Source organism: Rhizobium sp. SVR5-2C, from assembly GCF_056755115.1.
In genome coordinates this window covers 15373-33710 of the sequence record NZ_JBNDHT010000041.1, presented here as the reverse complement: position 1 = coordinate 33710, position 18338 = coordinate 15373, and the positions used below count along the sequence as shown (strand labels likewise).

The window sequence follows — 18338 nt, the reverse complement described above, 5'->3', positions numbered from 1 at the left end:
TCGAAATGGATGAGCGCACCGCCGCACCGTCGGGCTTGCGGCGAGGCGCCTGTCCGACGCTGGCTGCTCCGATGGTGACCGGCGACGGTCTGCTCGTCAGGCTGCGACCCGCCGGCGGTGCGCTGTCGCTGGCACAATTCAAGGCGCTGGCGGCTTCCGCCGCGGCAAACGGCAATGGCCTTCTGGAAATCACCGCTCGCGGGAATCTGCAGATCCGCGGGCTGCGGACCGAGAGCGTCGAGCAACTTGCAGCCGATATCGATGCTGCCGGGATCATCGTCCCGGCCGGTCCGGCTATCGAGCTCTCACCGCTGCATGGCATCGATCCAAGTGAGGCCGGCAATGCCGCCGCCATGGAAGCGCAGTTGCGGGGTGAGCTTAGCGCCGCACTCTCTTCCCCGCGCCTTGCGCCGAAACTTTCCATCGTCGTTGACGGCGGAGGGCGTTTCGGCCTGTCCGGTCTTGCGGCGGATATCCGCGCTGTAGCTATGGACGACGGCCGCTGGCTGGTTGCGATCGACGGCGATGCGATGATGGCACAGCCCGTTTCCGTCGGCTCGGCGAATGACGCCGTCCGTGCGATAGGACAATTACTGGAGACGCTGGCGGAAGCCGGTCTGCACGCGCGAGCGCGCGATATAAGAACGGCTGTCTTGCAAGAGGCGTTCCCGGCAAGGGCAGCGCATTTCGCGGCCCCGCCGCAGGCAGAAATGCCGTGGCCCGGAACGCATGAGCTCGCCGATGGCAGCTTTACGCTCGGCCTCAGGCCACGCTTTGGTCAGATGCAGGCAGTTGACCTTTCAGCCCTTCTGCAAGAGGCGGAGAGATTGGGGGGCGCCGAGATTCGGCTGGCGCCCCGCCGGTTGTTATTTGTCACGGGCTTGGAAGCCGAGAATGCAAAGAAGCTGCAGGTGGCCTCAACGAGGCACGGTTTCAGCTCCGATCCCAGCGAGGCATCTTCAAATATTGCCGCCTGTGCCGGCGTAGGAGCCTGCGCCTCGGGTCTCTATGAAACGCGGGGACTGGCGCAGGATCTGTCGCAGCGGGCGGCGGTCCTCCTCGACGGATCGCTGACGGTTCATCTTTCAGGCTGTGCGAAGGGGTGCGCTCATCCGCGGCCAGCGCTGACGCTCACCGGAATGCCTGGCGGTTATGGTATTGTCCTCAATGGGCGTGCGAATGACAGGCCGGACGTAACGATTGCTGGCGGCGAGATTAATTTGGCTATAGAGAAGCTCGCCCGGCTTATCGGGAAGAACAAGAGCGCTGGCGAATCGGCGGCTGCCTGCCTCGCACGGCTTGGCGCCCCGGCAATTGCGGCGGCGCTCAGACAGGAATAGGAATGCCAGACTACGATTATATCCGCAGCGGCGACGCGATCTATGAGCGCTCTTTCGCGATCATTCGCAGCGAAGCCGATCTTTCGCGCTTTTCGCCGGACGAGGCCGAGGTCGCCGTGCGCATGATTCACGCCTGCGGGATGGTGGAAGCGGCTGCACACTTCGAGTTCTCCCCGGATTTCGTGAATGCCGCGCGCGGCGCCTTGCAGAAAGGCGCCCCGATTTTCTGCGATGCGGAGATGGTGGCCCATGGCGTCACGCGCGCCCGGCTGCCGGCGAAGAATGACGTGGTCTGCACGCTGCGCGATCCGCGCACGCCGGAATTGGCCCAGGCGAGCGGCAACACGCGTTCGGCGGCCGCCATCGATCTCTGGCTCGATCGGCTGGCGGGCAGCGTTGTTGCCATCGGCAATGCCCCGACGGCACTTTTCTACCTGCTCGAACGGCTGCGCGACGGTGCGCCAAAACCGGCTGCGATCATTGGCATGCCGGTCGGCTTCGTCGGCGCCGCCGAATCCAAGGATGCGCTAGCGGAGAATTCCTATGGCGTGCCGTTTGCCATCGTTCGCGGCCGTCTCGGCGGCAGCGCGATGACGGCCGCCGCAATCAACGCGCTGGCGAGGCCCGGACTATGACAGGACCGGGCCGTCTCATCGGCGTCGGCACCGGTCCAGGCGACCCGGATCTGCTGACAATCAAGGCCGCCAAGGCAATCGAAGCCGCGGACGTCATTGCCTATTTCGCCAAGCAGGGCAGGGGAGGCAACGGCCGGGCGATCGTGCAGCACCTGATCCAGCCCAGCGCCGAGCTGTTGCCGCTCTATTATCCGGTGACCACCGAGATCGATAAGGGTGACGCGCTCTACCAGAGCCAGATCACCGCCTTTTACGATGCGTCGGCTGTTGCGGTGGCAGCGTGTCTCGACGCGGGAAAAACGGTCGTGATCCTGAGCGAGGGCGATCCGATGTTTTACGGTTCCTACATGCATCTGCATGTGCGGCTTGCCGATCGCTATGCGGCCGAGGTGATCCCCGGCATCAGCGCCATGTCCGGCTGCTGGTCTCTCGCCGGCATGCCGATCGTTCAGGGCGACGACGTGCTTTCCGTGCTGCCGGGCACGATGGCTGAGGCGGAATTGACGCGGCGGCTCGGGGATACCCAGGCAGCCGTCATCATGAAGGTCGGCCGGAATCTTCCGAAGATCCGCCGTGCGCTGGAGGCGGCCGGGCGCCTCGGCGAAGCCGTCTATGTCGAGCGCGGCACGATGGCGAACTCGGCGATGCTGAAGCTCGCGGAACGACCGGACGGCGAGGCGCCGTATTTCTCGCTGGTACTTGTGCCCGGCTGGGAGGCGAACCGATGAGCGGCATCCTGTTTGTGATCGGCACCGGCCCGGGCAATCCGGAGCAGATGACTCCGGAAGCACATTCCGCCATTTCTGCATCCACCGATTTCTTCGGTTACGGTCCCTATCTCGATCGGCTGCATCTTGGCGCTCATCAGCAGCGCCATGCCTCCGATAATCGCGAGGAGTTGGATCGGGCGAGCGCGGCACTGACGATGGCGGCAGGCGGGCGCAAGGTCTGCGTTGTCTCCGGCGGCGATCCGGGCGTTTTCGCTATGGCGGCCGCCGTCTGCGAGGCAATCGACACAGGCCCGGCGGAATGGCGCTCCGTCGAGCTCGTCGTCGTGCCGGGGATCACGGCGATGCTTGCGGTCGCTGCGCGCGTCGGTGCGCCGCTCGGTCACGATTTCTGCGCGATCTCGCTGTCGGACAATCTGAAGCCCTGGGATATCATCGAAAAGCGCCTGGCCTTGGCTGCGAAGGCCAGCTTTGTCATCGCCCTGTATAACCCGATCAGCAAGGCGCGGCCCTGGCAGCTCGGCAAGGCTCTTGAGCTGCTTCGCACGCAGCTGCCGCTGCAGACGCCGGTGATCTTCGGCCGCGCGGTCGGACGTCCGGACGAGCAGATAGCAGTCAAGCCGCTCGGCGATGCGCGGGCAGACCTTGCGGACATGGCCACCTGCATCATCGTCGGCTCACCGGAAACGCGGATCATTTCCGGTGGCGGCAAGCCCGCAATTGTCTACACACCGCGTTCCATCGCCGGAGGAAAGAGGTGATCGATCGCGCCGAGCGCTTCGTCGACAGTCTCAACCGTCATGACGGCAGGCGCGGCTGCGCGGGCGACGATAAACACCTCGATGCCGAGATCCCGGGCTGCCTCGATCTTCGCATAGGTCGCCGCTCCGCCGCTATTCTTTGCGACGATCGCATCGATGCGGTGTCGCTTGAGAAGTGCAATCTCGCTGTCGAGATCGAAGGGGCCGCGCTCGAGAATGTACTCCACGTTCGGGACATCAAGCGGCGGGGTGACCGGATCGACGCTGCGAACGAGGTAGGAGTGCTGCGGCGCCGCTTCCGCGCAATGCGCCTCCTGACGTCCGGTCGCCAGAAGGACGCGGCGGGCGGCAGCACCAAGCGCGGTGATCGCCTGGGGAATGCTGTTGGTCACGACCCAGTTGTCGCCCGACTGCTGAGCCCATTCGGGGCGGCGGAGCGCAAAGGCGGCTATGCCGGAAAGGCGCGCGGCCTCTTCGGCGTTGGAAGAGATGCGAGTGGCGAAGGGATGCGTCGCATCGACAAGAAGGTGAAATTTGCCGTCGCGCAGAAAGGATGCGAGGCCTTCCGCGCCACCGAATCCTCCGATGTGAACAGGAACAGGCTGACTGGACGGTTTTTCGGTGCGACCTGCGAGCGACAGCAGGATGGTGAAACCAGGCTTTTCGGACAGCGCCTGCGCCAAACCGCGCGCTTCGCTCGTTCCACCCAATATCAGTACGCGGATGTTTGCCATGTCTGATATGCCCAGCCATTCCATGAAACCATGGTTGACCATTATCGGCATCGGCGAGGACGGTCCAGACGGTCTTGGCGATGAGGCGAAGCGGCTGATAGTCGCCGCGCCCGCCGTCTTCGGAGGCGCGCGGCATCACGCGCTAATGGACAATCTGATCAAAGGCGAGCGGCTTGCCTGGCAAAGCCCGTTCGAGAGATCGGTTGAAGCGATCCTCGCCCGACGCGGGACGCCGGTCGTCGTGCTGGCATCCGGCGATCCGTTTCTTTACGGCGTTGGCGCGACACTCTCGCGGCATATGGATGCGAACGAGGTGCACACCATTCCGGCACCTTCCGCCTTCAGCATGGCTGCATCGCGTCTCGGCTGGCCCTTGCAGGAGACCGCATGCATCTCGCTGCACGGGCGTCCGCTCGATCTCATCCGGCCGCATCTGCATTCCGGGCGACGCATCATCGCACTCACTTCTGACGGAAACGGACCGTGTGAACTGGCGGCGCTTCTCACAAATCTTGGCTTCGGCCAGTCCCGCATCACCGTTCTGGAAGCGCTTGGCGGCGAGCGCGAGCGCATCCGGCACACGTCGGCACAGGATTTCCGGCTGACGGACATCAATCCGCTCAATGTTTGCGCCGTCGAGGCCATCGCGGGGGAAGGCGCCCGCGTTCTGCCTTTCGCGCCCGGGTTGGACGACGAGCTCTTCGAGCACGATGGACAGATCACCAAGCGCGAAATCCGCGCTGTGACGCTGTCGGCGCTTGCGCCGCGCCATGGCGAACTGTTGTGGGATATCGGCGCGGGCTCGGGGTCGGTTGCCATTGAATGGATGCTCTGCGACCCTTCACTGAAGGCAATCGCCATCGAGCAATCGCCCGAACGCGCTGCGCGGATCGCCCGCAACGCTTCAGCATTCGGTGTGCCGGCGCTTGCGGTTGTCGAGGGAATTGCGCCCGCCGCTCTGAACGGACTGCCGGAGCCGGATGCAATATTCGTTGGCGGAGGCGGCAGCGAGCCAGGCGTCATGGAAGCGGCGATCGCGTCGCTCAAAAGCGGCGGTCGGCTGGTCGCCAATGCGGTGACGCTGGAGATGGAGGCCGCGCTGCTGGCGGAGCAGGCGAAACGCGGCGGCTCCCTGACACGCTTCGAAATATCACGCGCCGCCCCGCTCGGCGAAATGAGCGGCTGGCGCCCGGCGATGCCGGTAACGCAATGGCGCTGGATCAAGGATTGAAGGATGACGGTTCATTTCATTGGAGCAGGGCCCGGCGCGGCCGATCTCATCACTGTTCGCGGACGCGACCTCATCGGCAGATGTCCGGTCTGCCTCTATGCCGGATCGATCGTATCGCCTGAACTGCTGCAATATTGCCCGCCCGGCGCCCGCATCGTCGACACCGCGCCAATGTCGCTTGATGAGATCGAGGCGGAATATCTGCGTGCCGCAAGCGCCGGCGAGGACGTGGCACGCCTGCATTCCGGCGATCTTTCGGTCTGGAGCGCGGTTGCCGAACAGGTGCGGCGACTGGAAAGGCACGGCATTGCCTATACGATGACGCCGGGCGTTCCGGCCTTTGCCGCCGCCGCCGCCGCGCTCGGACGCGAACTGACGATACCGGCCGTCGCGCAAAGCCTGGTGCTCACCCGCGTCTCCGGCCGCGCCTCGCCGATGCCGAACGAGGAAACGCTCTCGAAATTCGGGGCGACAGGCTCGACGCTCGCAATCCATCTCGCGATTCACGCGTTGAAGCAGGTCGTCGACGAGCTGACGCCGCTTTACGGTGCGGATTGCCCTGTCGCGATCGTCGTCAAGGCGTCTTGGCCGGATGAACGCATCCTGCGCGGCACGCTCGGCGACATCGAAACGAAGGTCATGGCAGAGCCGATCGAGCGCACAGCGATCATCTTCGTTGGCCCATCGCTCGCCGCCAGCGATTTCCGCGAAAGCTCGCTTTACGATCCGGCCTATCAGCGCCGGTTCCGGGGCAGGCAATAACGATTCGTTTGGGGTTTTTTGCGACGGCAAGACACTGGTCGTTTCGTCGCGGATTTACGGCGGTAAACACCGGAGGACTCAAATCGGAGCGATTCGCAAGGGCAATCTTGCTCGCCGCTGGCATGGTGCCTTCTCGCCCGGATTGGCTCAGCTATGGGCGAATTGCGCCACCAGCTCGTGTCTATCGCCGGGATAGGTGAGCTTCACATGCGTGATCTGGAGGCTGCCGCTATGGGTGGTGCGCTCGATGACGAGGCAGGCGCTGCCTGCCGGGATCGCAAGTGCCGCGGCAATACTGGTCTTGGCGGACTCGGCGCGGATGCGATGCTCCGCAGCGCTCCACGGCACCTTGCCAAGCAACCAGCTTCCCGGGGAAGCCTCTTTGAAACTCTCATCGACAGCTTCCGGAACGGCCGCGAGGTTGATCAGTCTTTCCTCATGGCAGAATGGCCGGTCGCCGGCGAAATGGTCGCAGATGACTTCCAGAACCGAAGCGGATGGGGGCAGCGCGAGGCGCCCATGGTCCTCGCGTCTAAACCGGCGTTTCTTGCGGCTGACGATGCGATAGCGATAAGGCAGTCCGAGCGCCTGAACTTCGCGCCTGAGGTCGTGAATTTCCATGACGGCGGACTGGACATGGGGGAAACTCACATAGCTGCCGGCCTTCCGTCGCCTCTCGATCAGGCCTTTCTTGACGAGATCGGTCAGCGCCTTGTTCACCGTCATGCGCGAGCAGCTGTACACGACGGTCAGTTCGTGTTCGAACGGAATCCGGTGGCCCGGCGGCCATTCGCCCGAGAGAATCCGCTTTTCGACATCGTTCAAGATGCGCAGGTGCAGCGGCATATCTCCCATAGCCGGCTCCTTCCTATCCATGTGCCGCCGCGGCGATCGCTTCGCTTCTGATCTCTTCGGTCAGCTTCAGACGGAGCGCGGAGAATTCCGGGCTGGCCTTGACGGTGTAATGGCGCGGATGCGGCAGATCGACCGGCGTGATCGATTTGATGCGCCCCGGCCGCGCCGTCATCGTCACGACCCGCGAGGCCATGAAGACCGCTTCCTCGATATCGTGCGTAACGAAGATGACGGTCTTCTGCTCTCGCTCCCAGATGCCGAGCAAGAGTTCCTGCATCAGGCCGCGCGTCTGGTTGTCGAGCGCACCGAAGGGCTCGTCGAGCAGCAATATTTTCGGGTTGTTGGCAAGCGCTCGGGCAATCGCCGTGCGTTGCTGCATTCCGCCGGAAAGCTGCTTCGGCCAATGGTTCTCGAAACCGCGAAGGCCGACTTTGTCGATGTAGCTATCGACGATCTCCTTCTTTTCCTTTTCCGGGACGCCCTTCTCGCGCAGGCCGAAACCAACATTGTCGCGCACCGTCAGCCAGGGGAAAAGCGTATAGGACTGGAAGACCATGCCGCGGTCCGCGCCTGGTCCTTTGACCTCGCGGCCTTCCAAGGTCACAGTTCCGGTCGTCGGCCTGTCGAGCCCGGCAATGATGCGCAGGAGCGTCGATTTTCCGCAGCCGGACGGACCGAGAATGGTGACGAAGTCGTTGCGCGGAATATCGAGATCGGTCGGCTGCAACGCGAGCGTCGGCTTGCCGCCGCGCACGCCGGGAAAGGTGCGGCTCACGCCTTTGATGACGAGTTCACTCATGCGAGCCTCCAGGCGAAGAGCCGTCGATTCACCCATTTGAAGGCAAAATCCGAGACGAGGCCGATGAGGCCGATGACGATGATTCCGAAGATGATCTGCCCCGTCGCGAGCAGCGCCTGGCTGTTGATGATCATATAGCCAATCCCGGACGAGGCGCCGATGAGCTCGGCGACGATCACATAGGTCCAGGCCCAGCCGAGGACGAGACGCAGCGTTTCGGCGATGTCAGGAGCGCTCGCAGGAATGAGCACGCGGCGGACAACGCCGCTATCCTTGGCGCCGAGTGTATAGGCTGCCTCGACGAGGTCGCGGCGGGTGTTGGAAACGGAGACGGCGACCATCAGCACGATCTGGAAAACAGCGCCGATGAAGATAACGAGAAGCTTCTGCGTCTCACCGATCCCCGCCCAAAGGATCAGCAATGGCACGAAGGCGGAGGCGGGGAGATACCGCGCAAAAGAGACGAAGGGCTCGAGCAGCGCTTCGACCGGCTTATACGCGCCCATGATGATGCCGAGCGGTACGGCGACGAGCGCGGAGAGAATGAAACCGCCGACCACACGCCAGATCGTCATGCCGATGTCGAAAAGGAAGCCCTGGTTGACGAGCAGATCGTAGCCGTCCTGCACCATGGTGATCGGATCGGCGAGGAAGGTCTCGGAGACATAGCCCCCAAGCGTCGCATAGCCCCAGGCGAGGAAGAAAATGACGAAGAACAGCAGGCCGAAAAGTAACCGGCTGCGGGCACCGATGGGTTGAAGAGGATGCATGCCGCGCCCTTGCTAGAAAAAGGAGGAGCGCCTGGATGGTCCATGGCGCTCCGTCAAATGTGTGCGAATTACTTGATGAATGACGGGTCGGCGAGCGTCGAGAGGTCCGGCTTCGCCTTGATGACGCCTGCCTGCAGCAGCAGATCGGCAGCTTCCTCGTTGAAGCTCTTGAAGGTCGTATCGAAGAATTGCTGCGCTGCGGCCTTGTCCTGCCATTCGAGATAGGCGGCGGATTCGCCGAATTCCTTGCCCGACTGCTTCACGTCCTTGCCCATGATCTCATAGGACTTGTCCTTGTCCGTCTTGATCATCTCAAGCGCGTCGTAATAGCTGGCGGCGAGTGCCTTGGCGGCTTCCGGATTGTCCTTCAGGAACGCCTTGGTGCAGCCGAAGGTGTCCATGACGGCAGGATAATCGAGCGTGGTCGCGATGATCTTGCCTTTGTCCGGAGCGCTGCGGACGCTGGAAAGGTACGGCTCATAGGTGACGGCCGCATCGTTCTGGCCGGCAAGCAGCGCCTGCGCGGCCGGGCCGGGCTCCATGTTCACGACCTTCACGTCCTTCATGCTCAGCCCGTTCTTGGCAAGGATGAAGGCGAGCAGGAAATAGGGCGAGGTGCCGGGCGCGGAAGCAGCCACGGACTTGCCCTTGAGATCGGAAATCTTCTCGATGCCCGGCTTTGCGGCGATGCCATCGGCCCCGTGCGAAACATCGAGCTGGAAGATCTGCGTGGTCGCCACGCCGGCCGCATTCCAGACAATCCAGGTTTCGACGGTGGTCGCCGCGCATTGTATATCGCCGGATGCCAGCGCCAGGTGACGGCTCGCCTGTGGAACCTTGACGATGTTCACGTCAAGGCCGTGCTTCTTGAAAATTCCGGCTTCCTTGGCAAGCGTCAGCGGCGCAAAGCCCGTCCAGCCGGAAATGCCGATGGAGACCTTGGTCTCAGCCGCCTGTGCGGCGCTGCCTGCGATGAGAGCGGCGATAGCCGCAGCAATAATCGATCTTTTTTTCATGTCCGATGTTCCCTGCTCTTAGTTTGGGCATGTGGCGGTTCTGCCTTTTTATTGAACCATATAGGCACGCCCATTTTCTTTTGTCTATACAAATATCGAGGGAATTTCAGGCCGGGGCTACGTCTGCCGGATGTGGATCAAATAGCAAATGGCATGGCCTTGAAGTGCCAGCGTCACAGGGTGGCGGGCTTCGATTTTCAGAGCATCGTTTTCGCTCAGTATTCCCGTTTCACCGCCATATGTGCAGGTGACCGTCCCACCCCGGCAGAGCAATAGCGTCGTTCCGCTGGCGGCCGTCCCGCCCCAGTCACCGTCGATCATGTGTCGTTCGACATCATGCACAAGGCGGCCGCGCCGCGTCATGACATTGAGATCGGTGATCGGGCCGTTGGCAAGCGTTGCCATGACCGGCACATCGGCAGCAAAGGCGAGGGGCTGGCTCGACTGGGTCAGGGAGACAGGCTTCTGGCCTGTGATTGCAAGCGACATGCCGTTGCCGGAGAGGATCGAGAGGGTACGGTCGATGCCGGGAAAGATCGAAAAAGGGCCGTCCGCGGCAACGGTCGCCATGCTGATCCGCCAGTCGAAATCAGCAAGGGCCGCATCCTGCGGAGCAACGGCGATTTCTACCGTCTCGCCGCCGCCGTTCTTCCAAGGCATGCGCTTGTGATCGGCGGCGCGCAAGATCTTCATGCGTTCAATTCCCGAGAATCCCTGGCAATCGCAGGCCCTTTTCCCTGGCGCAATCGATCGCGATGTCGTAGCCCGCGTCGGCATGGCGCATGACGCCGGTTGCCGGATCGTTCCAGAGGACACGTTCGACGCGGCGCGCGGCATCATCCGTGCCGTCGCAGCAAATGACCATGCCCGAATGCTGGGAGAAGCCCATGCCGACGCCGCCGCCGTGATGCAGCGACACCCAGGTCGCGCCCGACGCCGTGTTGAGAAGAGCGTTCAGCAGCGGCCAGTCGGAGACGGCGTCCGAGCCGTCCTTCATGGCTTCCGTCTCGCGGTTCGGCGAAGCGACGGAGCCGGAATCGAGGTGATCGCGGCCGATGACGATCGGCGCCGTCAACTCGCCGTTCTTCACCATCTCGTTGAAGGCGAGGCCGAGACGGTGGCGGTCGCCGAGACCGACCCAGCAGATGCGCGCCGGCAGGCCCTGGAAGGAAATGCGCTCGCGCGCCATGTCGAGCCAGTTGTGGAGGTGCTTGTTATCAGGAAGCAGTTCCTTCACCTTGGCGTCGGTCTTGTAGATATCCTCCGGATCGCCGGAGAGCGCGGCCCAGCGGAACGGGCCGATGCCGCGGCAGAAGAGCGGGCGGATATAGGCCGGCACGAAACCGGGGAAGGCAAAGGCGTTCTCGAGGCCTTCGTCCTTGGCAACCTGGCGGATGTTGTTGCCGTAATCGAGCGTCGGAACACCTGCATCCCAGAAGGCGACCATGGCCTCGACATGCTGTTTCATCGATGCGCGGGCGGCGGCTTCGACGGCCTTCGGATCGCTCTCGCGCTTGGCCTTGGCCTCTTCGACGGTCCAGCCGGCCGGCAGGTAGCCATTGCGAGGATCATGCGCGGAGGTCTGGTCGGTGACGATATCCGGGCGCGGGCCGCCGGCCTTCATGCGCCGGACCAGTTCGGGGAAGATCTCCGCAGCATTGCCGAGCAGGCCGACGGACTTGGCTTCACCGGCCTTGGTCCACTTGTCGATCAGCGCCAGCGCCTCATCCAGCGTCTTTGCCTTTTCATCGACATAGCGGGTGCGGATACGGAAATCGATGCGGGTTTCGTCGCATTCAACGGCGAGGCAGCAGGCGCCTGCCATGACGGCTGCGAGCGGCTGCGCGCCGCCCATGCCGCCAAGGCCACCGGTTAGTATCCACTTACCTTTGAGGTTGCCGCCAAAGTGCTGGCGTCCCGCCTCGACGAAGGTCTCGTAGGTGCCCTGAACGATTCCCTGGGTGCCGATATAGATCCACGAACCGGCCGTCATCTGGCCGTACATCGCAAGGCCCTTCTTATCGAGTTCGTTAAAATGATCCCATGTCGCCCAGTGGGGCACGAGGTTGGAATTGGCGATCAGAACGCGGGGTGCATCCTTATGCGTGCGGAAAACTCCGACCGGCTTGCCGGATTGAACGAGCAGCGTCTCCTCTTCCGTGAGCGTCTTCAAGGTCGCAACGATGCGGTCGAAATCCTCCCAGGTGCGGGCAGCGCGGCCGATGCCCCCATAGACCACCAGTTCGTTCGGATTTTCCGCGACGTCCGGATCGAGATTGTTCATCAGCATGCGCAGCGGCGCCTCGGTCATCCAGCTCTTGGTGTTGAGCTCGGGTCCGCGCGGCGCCCGGATTTCGCGGATGTTGTGACGGGGATTGCTCATCTCAGATCTCCAGTGACGGGAGGATATTTTCGGAGACAGACGCGTTCAGCGCGCCGGTCGCGACAAGTTTGCTGATGGCCTCGAGGTCATCAGCCATATAGCGGTCCACCTCAAGCGTGGGGACGACGCCACGGATCGCGGCGATCGCCTTCTGCAATTCGGGACTGGTCGTCAGCGGTGCACGCAGCTCGACACCTTGCGCTGCCGTCAGTGCCTCGATGCCAATGATGCCAAAGAGGTTTTCGGTCATCTGCAGCAGACGCCGCGCGCCGTGGCAGGCCATGGAGACATGGTCTTCCTGGTTTGCCGATGTCGGCGTCGAATCGATCGATGCCGGATGCGACATCTGCTTGTTTTCCGACATCAGCGCCGCGGAGGTGACCTCCGCGATCATTAGGCCGGAATTGAGCCCCGGCTTCTTGGCGAGGAAGGCCGGCAGGCCGTAGGAGAGAGCCGGATCGACGAGCAGCGCGATGCGCCGCTGCGAGATCGCACCGATTTCGCAGACCGCAAGCGCGATCTGGTCGGCGGCGAAGGCAACCGGTTCTGCATGGAAATTGCCGCCTGAAACGACGGAGTTGTCCGAAAGAACCAACGGATTGTCGGTCACCGCATTAGCTTCGATCTCGAGGGTGCGGGCAACGGAACGCAGGAGATCGAGGCAGGCGCCGTCCACCTGTGGCTGGCAACGAATGCAATAGGGATCCTGGACGCGCTCGTCGCCCTCGATGTGGCTTTCGCGGATGACGGAGCTTTCGAGGAGTGTCCGAAGTGCCGTTGCCGTATCGATCTGGCCGCGATGACCGCGAAGCGTATGGATATCGGGATGGAACGGGGCGGAAGAACCCATCGCCGCGTCAGTGGACATGGCGCCGGTGATCAGGGCCGTCTGGGCGGCGCGATGCGCACGGAAGAGACCGGCAAGTGCCAGCGCCGTCGACGTCTGCGTCCCGTTGATCAGCGCGAGGCCTTCCTTTGCAGCGAGTATGACGGGCCGCAAGCCGGCCCGTTCCAGAGCCTCAGCGCCGGAAAGGCGCTCGCCTTTATAGAAAGCTTCAGCTTCTCCCATCATTACCGCCGCGAGATGCGCCAGCGGTGCAAGATCCCCCGAAGCGCCGACGGAGCCCTTTTCCGGGATAACAGGGATGACACCCCTTTCGAGCATTCCTTCGATCAGCCGGACGAGTTCCAGCCGCACGCCGGACGCGCCGCGTCCGAGCGAAACGAGCTTCAGCGACATGATGAGCCGTACGACATTTTCCGGCAGCGGAGCGCCGACACCGCAGCAATGCGAGAGGATCAGGTTCCGCTGCAGCGTCGCCACATCGGCGCTGTCGATCTTGATGGAGGCAAGCTTACCGAAGCCGGTATTGATGCCGTAGACCGGCGCATTGCCGGCGGCGATCTCGGCGATGCGCGCAGCGGCCTTTTCGATGCCGGCATCGAAGGAGGCATCGAGCCGAGCCGGCTCGCCGGTCCAATAGATTGTTTCCAGCTGTTTCAGCGAAACGGCGCCGGGATGGAGGATGATGGTCAACGGTCGATCCTTTCGCCCTTGAAGACACGCGCAAAGAGTGGATTGAAGCCGATGCGGTAGACGAGCTCCGCCGGGCTCTCGATATCCCAGATGGCAAGATCGGCGGACTTTCCGGCCTCGATCGTACCGGTTTCCTGAAGGAGGCCGAGGGCGCGGGCGCCTTCGCGGGTGGCGCCGGCGATGCATTCCTCGACCGTCAGGCCGAAGAGTGTTGCCGACATGTTCATCGTCAGAAGCAGTGAGGTGAGGGGCGAGGTGCCTGGGTTGCAGTCCGTCGCGATGGCGATCGGAACGCCGGCAGCACGCAGCGCCTTGACGGGCGGCTTCTGCGTTTCGTTGATGGCGTAGAATGCGCCGGGCAGCAGCACCGCGACCGTTCCGGCGGCTGCTATGGCGGCAACACCGGTCTCATCGAGATATTCGAGATGATCGGCCGAAAGCGCGCCATAATCGGCGGCAAGTTCGGCTCCGCCCAGATTGGACAGTTGCTCGGCGTGCAGCTTGACCGGCAGGCCAAGCGCCTCGGCGCGATCGAAAACATATCCGATCTCTTCCGTGGAGAAAGCGATGCCTTCGCAGAAGCCGTCGACGGCATCGACAAGGCCTTTTTCATGCGCCTCATCGAGGGCGGGCAGCACGATGTCCGTTATGTAGTCGTTATTGCGGCCTTTATACTCGAGAGGCGTCGCATGAGCGCCGAGATAGCTGGTCTTGACGCGCACTGGACGCGCAGAGCCGAGCCCCCGGGCAGCCTCGAGCATCTTCAATTCGCCGGCGATACTGAGACCGTAACCGGACTTGACCTCGATCGTCGTCACACCTTCGGAAAGCAGCGTATCGAGGCGGGGGAGCGAGGCTTGCACGAGGCCCTCGACGGATAGCGCATTCGTCGCCTTGACCGAGGAGACGATGCCGCCGCCGGCGCGGGCGATCTCTTCATAGGTCGCACCTTCTAGCCGCATTTCGAATTCTTGAGCGCGGTTGCCGCCATGGACGATGTGCGTGTGGCAATCGACGAGCCCGGGCGTCACCCAGCGGCCCTCCAGGTCGGTAATCTCGGCCCGCCCGATGATGGAGACCGGCAGCTCACTTTCCGGGCCGGCATAGCTGATGCGTCCGTTCTCGATAACGATCGCGCCCTTTTCGACAATGCCCAAATCTGGCTTGGCCGGATCGAGCGTCGCCATGCGGCCATTGCGCCAGAGGCGCGTTCTCTGCTCCTGCGCGAAAAGATTGTTCCCAGTCATCGGCTTTAGCCTTCCCCTTTGTCACAAAATGTATATACATAATAATCGGGTGACAAGTAGAAATTTGGGCGCTTCCATGGAAAAGAAAGATGGAAGAGCTGGAGAAGGGGAAAAGCTGATGACCACACTTCACGCGACGACCGCACTCTTACCCGACGGTTGGCGAAGCGACGTCCGCCTGACGCTCGAGGACGGCTGCATCGGAAGGATCGAAGTTGGCGTGAAGGCTGACGCGGGTGACGAGCGCCATCAGCTTCTTGTTCCCGCGATGCCCAACCTGCACAGCCATGCCTTCCAGCGCGCCATGGCCGGTCTTGCCGAAGTTCGCGGTCCTGCAAATGACAGCTTCTGGAGCTGGCGGACGGTGATGTACAAGTTCGCGCTCGCGATGACGCCGGAGCATGTCGAGGCGGTCGCCGCGCAGCTTTACATGGAAATGCTCGAAGCCGGGTTCGCGCGCGTGGGCGAATTTCATTACCTGCATCATGACAAGGATGGCTCCGCTTATGCCAACATCGCTGAGCTTGCGGAGCGCATCGGCGCTGCAAGCGAGGCGGCCGGGATCGGTCTGACCCTTCTGCCGGTTTTTTACGCTCATTCCGGCTTCGGCGGCGCAGCACCCGCCGAAGGGCAGCGGCGCTTCATCAACTCGCTGGAGAACTTCGGCAAGCTGCTTGGGAATACCCGCGACATTGTCGGCAAGCTGGAAGGCGCAAGGCTCGGTATCGCCCCGCATAGTCTGCGTGCCGTCACGCCGGATGAACTTGCCAGCATCCTGCCGCTTGCAGAAGGCGCACCTGTCCATATCCACGTCGCCGAACAAGTGAAGGAAGTTGAGGACAGCATCGCCTGGTCAGGACAGCGCCCCGTCGAGTGGCTTCTCGACCATGCGCCGGTTGATCGCAACTGGTGCTTCATCCATGCGACCCATATGACCGAGGATGAAACCAGGCGCATGGCCAAAAGCGGCGCGGTTGCCGGCCTTTGCCCGATCACCGAAGCCAATCTGGGCGATGGCGTTTTCCAGGCACCGCTCTTTCTCGAAGAGGGCGGACGATTTGGCATTGGGTCGGACTCGAATGTGCTGATCTCGCTTCCCAGCGAACTCCGCCAGCTCGAATATTCCGAGCGCCTGGCGCTTCGTTCCCGGAACGTGATCGCAAAAAGCGGCGATTCCACGGGCCGCTCGTTGTTCGACAATGCGCTTGCTGGCGGTGGCGCCGCACTCGGCGTTGCGGCGGGTCTGGCGGAAGGCAATTACGCGGATATCGTCGCGCTAGACTGTAACGCCGTGCCTCACCTCGCTAACGACCAGATCCTCGATAACTGGATTTTCGCTGGCAGTGTCGCTGTCGACTGTGTCTGGGCGCATGGCCGCAAGCAGGTCGAAGCCGGTCGTCATCGGCAGCGGGAAGCGATCAATCGGCGGTTCCTCGCCGCAATGCGCGAACTGCTGGCCGCTTAGGTTTTCCGCCTACGCGCCAGTGTTCGCAGAATTCCGAGCGCTTCTATTGCGAATCACGCCGCAAATAGCGGAAGTAAACGTCCAGATGACTTCCGGATGACGAAATGCGCTACGAAATCGACAATGCCATGCTGAAAAGCTTGCTGCCAGCGGTCGTCCAGGCGGAGGACATGCTGGCGCGGCTGGATGAGAGAGCGGCCCGTTCGCCGGTCGGCGATGGATTTGCCGAACGCGGCCACTTTTTCGATGCGGCGGGCGCGCTGTGGGTTGCGGGGGAGCTTGTGCATGTGGAAGACCTGGTGCTGCACGATGCGCATATGGACAGCCGCACGCCGAGCCACGAGCTTACAATCGCGCATTCCGTGCTGCGCGCAAGACGGCGCATCTGGACGGCCGAGCCAGGCTGGGCACTTAGCGCAGCCGGATTGAACACGCTTGCCGGCGCCGGCCTTGATGACGTCGCGCGGGCTCCCGAGGTCAAGGGCACAAGCAGGCCGCTTGAAGAGGCGGAGGACGAACCCGAGGCGCTACTGTCGGCGGAACTCGCCGAGATCGATGCTGTGCTCGCCCGCTCCCAGCGACTGCTGGACACGCATCTCGGCAAGCCTGCCGAGCCAGATGAAAAACCCAAACACACGCGGACCGACGATCCTCTGGGTCTCTTCGGCGACGACGAATGGGACGAGGCGCAGCGGCTGGCAGATTGGCGCAACCTCATTTTGCTGGCCGATGAACTCATTCCGACGCTCGCCGCTGCCGTGCTCTTTGAGGCTTGGGAGAGAGCCGAGCCGCTAAGGCGCCAGCATTGGCTGGGCGGCCTCCTGATCTCAGCCTATCTACGCTCACGGGGTAAGGTCGCCTCACACCTCTTTTCCTTCTATACCGGGCTGAAGTCCGTCCGCCATGAGCGGCGGCGTTCGCGCGATCGCCTGACGCGTTTGCTTGCCTATCTAGAGGCTATGAGCGACAGCGCAGCCGCCGGGCTGAAGGAGATGGATCGTCTGTCGCTTGCCCGCACGCAGATGGAATTGCGCTTCAGGGATCGTCGCTCGAACAGCAGCCTGCCGCAGCTCGCCGACTTCGTCCTTTCGCGGCCGATGGTATCTTCGGCGATGGTCGCCCGGCACTTGCGGGTGACGAGCCGCGGTGCGCTCAACCTGTTGAACGAAATCGGCATTCGGGAAATCACGGGACGCGGCCGTTACCGCGCCTGGGGTATCATCTGAAATAGAAAAACGGCCGGGCATTGAGCCCGGCCGTCCCTTGGGTGAACGCCCGGCCGCCATCCTGTCACAGACTGCAAACCGGGCGTTCTGCGCTTCCATTGCCCCCAGAAGCGCGGTCTCTATTCCCGCTCGCCGGTAAAGCTGAGCAGGAGCTGGAAGATGTTCACGAAATTCAGGTAGAGCGACAGCGCGCCGAAGACGGCAAGCTTCTGGTTCGATTCCTGATCGTGGTTTTCCGAATACTGTTCCTTGATGTTCTGCGTGTCCCAGGCGGTCAGGCCGACGAAGACGAGGATACCGATCACCGAGACGGCGAACTGCAGCGCGGTCGAGCCCAGGAAGATATTGACGATGCTGGCGATGATGACGCCGATCAGGCCCATCATGAGGAACGAGCCGAAGCGGGCAAGATCACGCTTGGTCACGTAGCCATAGAGGCTCGTTGCGCCGAACATGGTCGCGGCGATGAAGAAGGTGCGCGCGATGCTCGTGCCGGTGAAGACGAGGAACACCGACGCCAGCGACAGTCCCATCACCGCACAGAATGCCCAGAAGGTCATTTGCGCAGCGCTCGCGGACATCGTCTGGATACGGAACGAGAAGAAGAAGACGAAGGCGAGCGGCGCAAGCATGACCACCCACTTCAGCGGCGACTGGAAGATCGGCACGTAAAGGGCCGGCGTGGTGCCGACGATAAAGGCCACGATCCCGGTGATAACGAGACCGAGACCCATGTAATTGTACACGCGCAGCATATGCTGACGGAGACCCTCGTCGAAGAGAGCCTGCGAGCCTGCGGCAGAACCGTAGCCGTAACGCGAATTGGTCGGGTTCATTTTGATCTCCCTC

At 62.7% G+C, this 18338-nt stretch carries 18 protein-coding genes; 8 read left to right on the top strand and 10 right to left on the bottom strand.

Annotation, left to right across the window (positions count from 1 at the left end; all coding sequences use genetic code 11):
• The first annotated feature begins 5 nt into the window (after positions 1-5).
• Genes cobG through ACPYOI_RS14190 form a run of 4 tightly spaced genes read left to right on the top strand, consistent with a single transcriptional unit; the run spans position 6 to position 3464 of the window.
• Positions 6-1340 carry a precorrin-3B synthase gene (gene cobG, locus ACPYOI_RS14205; RefSeq protein WP_481414630.1) on the top strand — a complete coding sequence of 445 codons (1335 nt, stop codon included), beginning with the start codon at positions 6-8 and terminating at the stop codon, positions 1338-1340.
• A 2-nt stretch (positions 1341-1342) separates the two neighbouring features.
• Positions 1343-1975, top strand: coding sequence for a precorrin-8X methylmutase (locus ACPYOI_RS14200; RefSeq protein ID WP_481414544.1), 633 nt, complete (start codon positions 1343-1345; stop codon positions 1973-1975).
• The gene (locus ACPYOI_RS14195) at positions 1972-2703 is read left to right on the top strand and encodes a precorrin-2 C(20)-methyltransferase (RefSeq protein WP_481414543.1); all 732 of its coding nucleotides are present in this window, start codon (positions 1972-1974) and stop codon (positions 2701-2703) included. The genes ACPYOI_RS14200 and ACPYOI_RS14195 overlap by 4 nt, the downstream gene beginning before the upstream one ends.
• Positions 2700-3464, top strand: a complete 765-nt coding sequence (locus ACPYOI_RS14190) for a precorrin-3B C(17)-methyltransferase (protein ID WP_481414542.1) — start codon at positions 2700-2702, stop codon at positions 3462-3464. The genes ACPYOI_RS14195 and ACPYOI_RS14190 overlap by 4 nt, the downstream gene beginning before the upstream one ends.
• On the opposite strand, the gene ACPYOI_RS14185 is transcribed toward ACPYOI_RS14190, so the two are convergent.
• Positions 3428-4198, bottom strand: coding sequence for a cobalt-precorrin-6A reductase (locus ACPYOI_RS14185; protein WP_481414541.1), 771 nt, complete (start codon positions 4196-4198; stop codon positions 3428-3430). The two genes, ACPYOI_RS14190 and ACPYOI_RS14185, sit on opposite strands and share 37 nt — an antisense overlap.
• On the opposite strand from ACPYOI_RS14185, the gene cbiE reads away from it, so the two are divergent.
• Positions 4197-5429, top strand: coding sequence for a precorrin-6y C5,15-methyltransferase (decarboxylating) subunit CbiE (gene cbiE, locus ACPYOI_RS14180; RefSeq protein WP_481414540.1), 1233 nt, complete (start codon positions 4197-4199; stop codon positions 5427-5429). The two genes, ACPYOI_RS14185 and cbiE, sit on opposite strands and share 2 nt — an antisense overlap.
• Positions 5430-5432: 3 nt before the next feature.
• A complete protein-coding gene (gene cobM / locus ACPYOI_RS14175) occupies positions 5433-6191 on the top strand; it encodes a precorrin-4 C(11)-methyltransferase (protein ID WP_481414539.1) in 759 nt (252 codons plus the stop codon).
• Positions 6192-6338: 147 nt separating this feature from the next.
• On the opposite strand, the gene hutC is transcribed toward cobM, so the two are convergent.
• The 8 genes from hutC to hutI all read right to left on the bottom strand — a co-directional run bounded on the left by hutC (position 6339) and on the right by hutI (position 14798).
• A complete protein-coding gene (hutC, locus tag ACPYOI_RS14170) occupies positions 6339-7037 on the bottom strand; it encodes a histidine utilization repressor (RefSeq protein WP_481414629.1) in 699 nt (232 codons plus the stop codon).
• Between the two features lie 22 nt (positions 7038-7059).
• The gene (locus ACPYOI_RS14165; protein ID WP_481414538.1) at positions 7060-7845 is read right to left on the bottom strand and encodes an ABC transporter ATP-binding protein; all 786 of its coding nucleotides are present in this window, start codon (positions 7843-7845) and stop codon (positions 7060-7062) included.
• The gene (locus tag ACPYOI_RS14160) at positions 7842-8615 is read right to left on the bottom strand and encodes an ABC transporter permease (protein ID WP_481414537.1); all 774 of its coding nucleotides are present in this window, start codon (positions 8613-8615) and stop codon (positions 7842-7844) included. Before ACPYOI_RS14160 ends, ACPYOI_RS14165 begins: the two co-directional genes overlap by 4 nt.
• A gap of 68 nt (positions 8616-8683) precedes the next feature.
• A complete protein-coding gene (locus tag ACPYOI_RS14155; RefSeq protein WP_481414536.1) occupies positions 8684-9631 on the bottom strand; it encodes an ABC transporter substrate-binding protein in 948 nt (315 codons plus the stop codon).
• A gap of 117 nt (positions 9632-9748) precedes the next feature.
• Positions 9749-10324 carry a HutD/Ves family protein gene (locus ACPYOI_RS14150; protein WP_481414535.1) on the bottom strand — a complete coding sequence of 192 codons (576 nt, stop codon included), beginning with the start codon at positions 10322-10324 and terminating at the stop codon, positions 9749-9751.
• Between the two features lie 4 nt (positions 10325-10328).
• Positions 10329-12014 (bottom strand): urocanate hydratase, encoded by a 1686-nt coding sequence (hutU, locus tag ACPYOI_RS14145; protein WP_481414534.1) that lies wholly within the window; start codon positions 12012-12014, stop codon positions 10329-10331.
• Position 12015: 1 nt separating this feature from the next.
• Positions 12016-13551 carry a histidine ammonia-lyase gene (gene hutH, locus ACPYOI_RS14140; protein ID WP_481414533.1) on the bottom strand — a complete coding sequence of 512 codons (1536 nt, stop codon included), beginning with the start codon at positions 13549-13551 and terminating at the stop codon, positions 12016-12018.
• Positions 13548-14798, bottom strand: a complete 1251-nt coding sequence (gene hutI, locus ACPYOI_RS14135; RefSeq protein WP_481414532.1) for an imidazolonepropionase — start codon at positions 14796-14798, stop codon at positions 13548-13550. The genes hutH and hutI overlap by 4 nt, the downstream gene beginning before the upstream one ends.
• Before the next feature lie 118 nt (positions 14799-14916).
• Here hutI and ACPYOI_RS14130 point away from each other — a divergent pair, with 118 nt between their 5' ends.
• Entirely contained in the window at positions 14917-16263 is a 1347-nt protein-coding gene (locus ACPYOI_RS14130) for a formimidoylglutamate deiminase (protein ID WP_481422962.1), read from the top strand.
• Between the two features lie 104 nt (positions 16264-16367).
• Positions 16368-17489 (top strand): RHE_PE00001 family protein, encoded by a 1122-nt coding sequence (locus ACPYOI_RS14125; RefSeq protein WP_481414530.1) that lies wholly within the window; start codon positions 16368-16370, stop codon positions 17487-17489.
• Between the two features lie 119 nt (positions 17490-17608).
• Here the strand turns inward: ACPYOI_RS14125 and ACPYOI_RS14120 are convergent, their stop codons facing one another.
• The gene (locus ACPYOI_RS14120; protein ID WP_481414529.1) at positions 17609-18325 is read right to left on the bottom strand and encodes a Bax inhibitor-1/YccA family protein; all 717 of its coding nucleotides are present in this window, start codon (positions 18323-18325) and stop codon (positions 17609-17611) included.
• Positions 18326-18338: the final 13 nt, after the last annotated feature.

Coding starts and splice junctions, on each gene's coding strand:
- cobG (WP_481414630.1), top strand. CDS start 6: ATGGATGAGCGCACCGCCGCACCGTCGGGCTTGCGGCGAGGCGCCTGT.
- ACPYOI_RS14200 (WP_481414544.1), top strand. CDS start 1,343: ATGCCAGACTACGATTATATCCGCAGCGGCGACGCGATCTATGAGCGC.
- ACPYOI_RS14195 (WP_481414543.1), top strand. CDS start 1,972: ATGACAGGACCGGGCCGTCTCATCGGCGTCGGCACCGGTCCAGGCGAC.
- ACPYOI_RS14190 (WP_481414542.1), top strand. CDS start 2,700: ATGAGCGGCATCCTGTTTGTGATCGGCACCGGCCCGGGCAATCCGGAG.
- cbiE (WP_481414540.1), top strand. CDS start 4,197: ATGTCTGATATGCCCAGCCATTCCATGAAACCATGGTTGACCATTATC.
- ACPYOI_RS14185 (WP_481414541.1), bottom strand. CDS start 4,198: ATGGCAAACATCCGCGTACTGATATTGGGTGGAACGAGCGAAGCGCGC.
- cobM (WP_481414539.1), top strand. CDS start 5,433: ATGACGGTTCATTTCATTGGAGCAGGGCCCGGCGCGGCCGATCTCATC.
- hutC (WP_481414629.1), bottom strand. CDS start 7,037: ATGCCGCTGCACCTGCGCATCTTGAACGATGTCGAAAAGCGGATTCTC.
- ACPYOI_RS14165 (WP_481414538.1), bottom strand. CDS start 7,845: ATGAGTGAACTCGTCATCAAAGGCGTGAGCCGCACCTTTCCCGGCGTG.
- ACPYOI_RS14160 (WP_481414537.1), bottom strand. CDS start 8,615: ATGCATCCTCTTCAACCCATCGGTGCCCGCAGCCGGTTACTTTTCGGC.
- ACPYOI_RS14155 (WP_481414536.1), bottom strand. CDS start 9,631: ATGAAAAAAAGATCGATTATTGCTGCGGCTATCGCCGCTCTCATCGCA.
- ACPYOI_RS14150 (WP_481414535.1), bottom strand. CDS start 10,324: ATGAAGATCTTGCGCGCCGCCGATCACAAGCGCATGCCTTGGAAGAAC.
- hutU (WP_481414534.1), bottom strand. CDS start 12,014: ATGAGCAATCCCCGTCACAACATCCGCGAAATCCGGGCGCCGCGCGGA.
- hutI (WP_481414532.1), bottom strand. CDS start 14,798: ATGACTGGGAACAATCTTTTCGCGCAGGAGCAGAGAACGCGCCTCTGG.
- ACPYOI_RS14130 (WP_481422962.1), top strand. CDS start 14,917: ATGACCACACTTCACGCGACGACCGCACTCTTACCCGACGGTTGGCGA.
- ACPYOI_RS14125 (WP_481414530.1), top strand. CDS start 16,368: ATGCGCTACGAAATCGACAATGCCATGCTGAAAAGCTTGCTGCCAGCG.
- ACPYOI_RS14120 (WP_481414529.1), bottom strand. CDS start 18,325: ATGAACCCGACCAATTCGCGTTACGGCTACGGTTCTGCCGCAGGCTCG.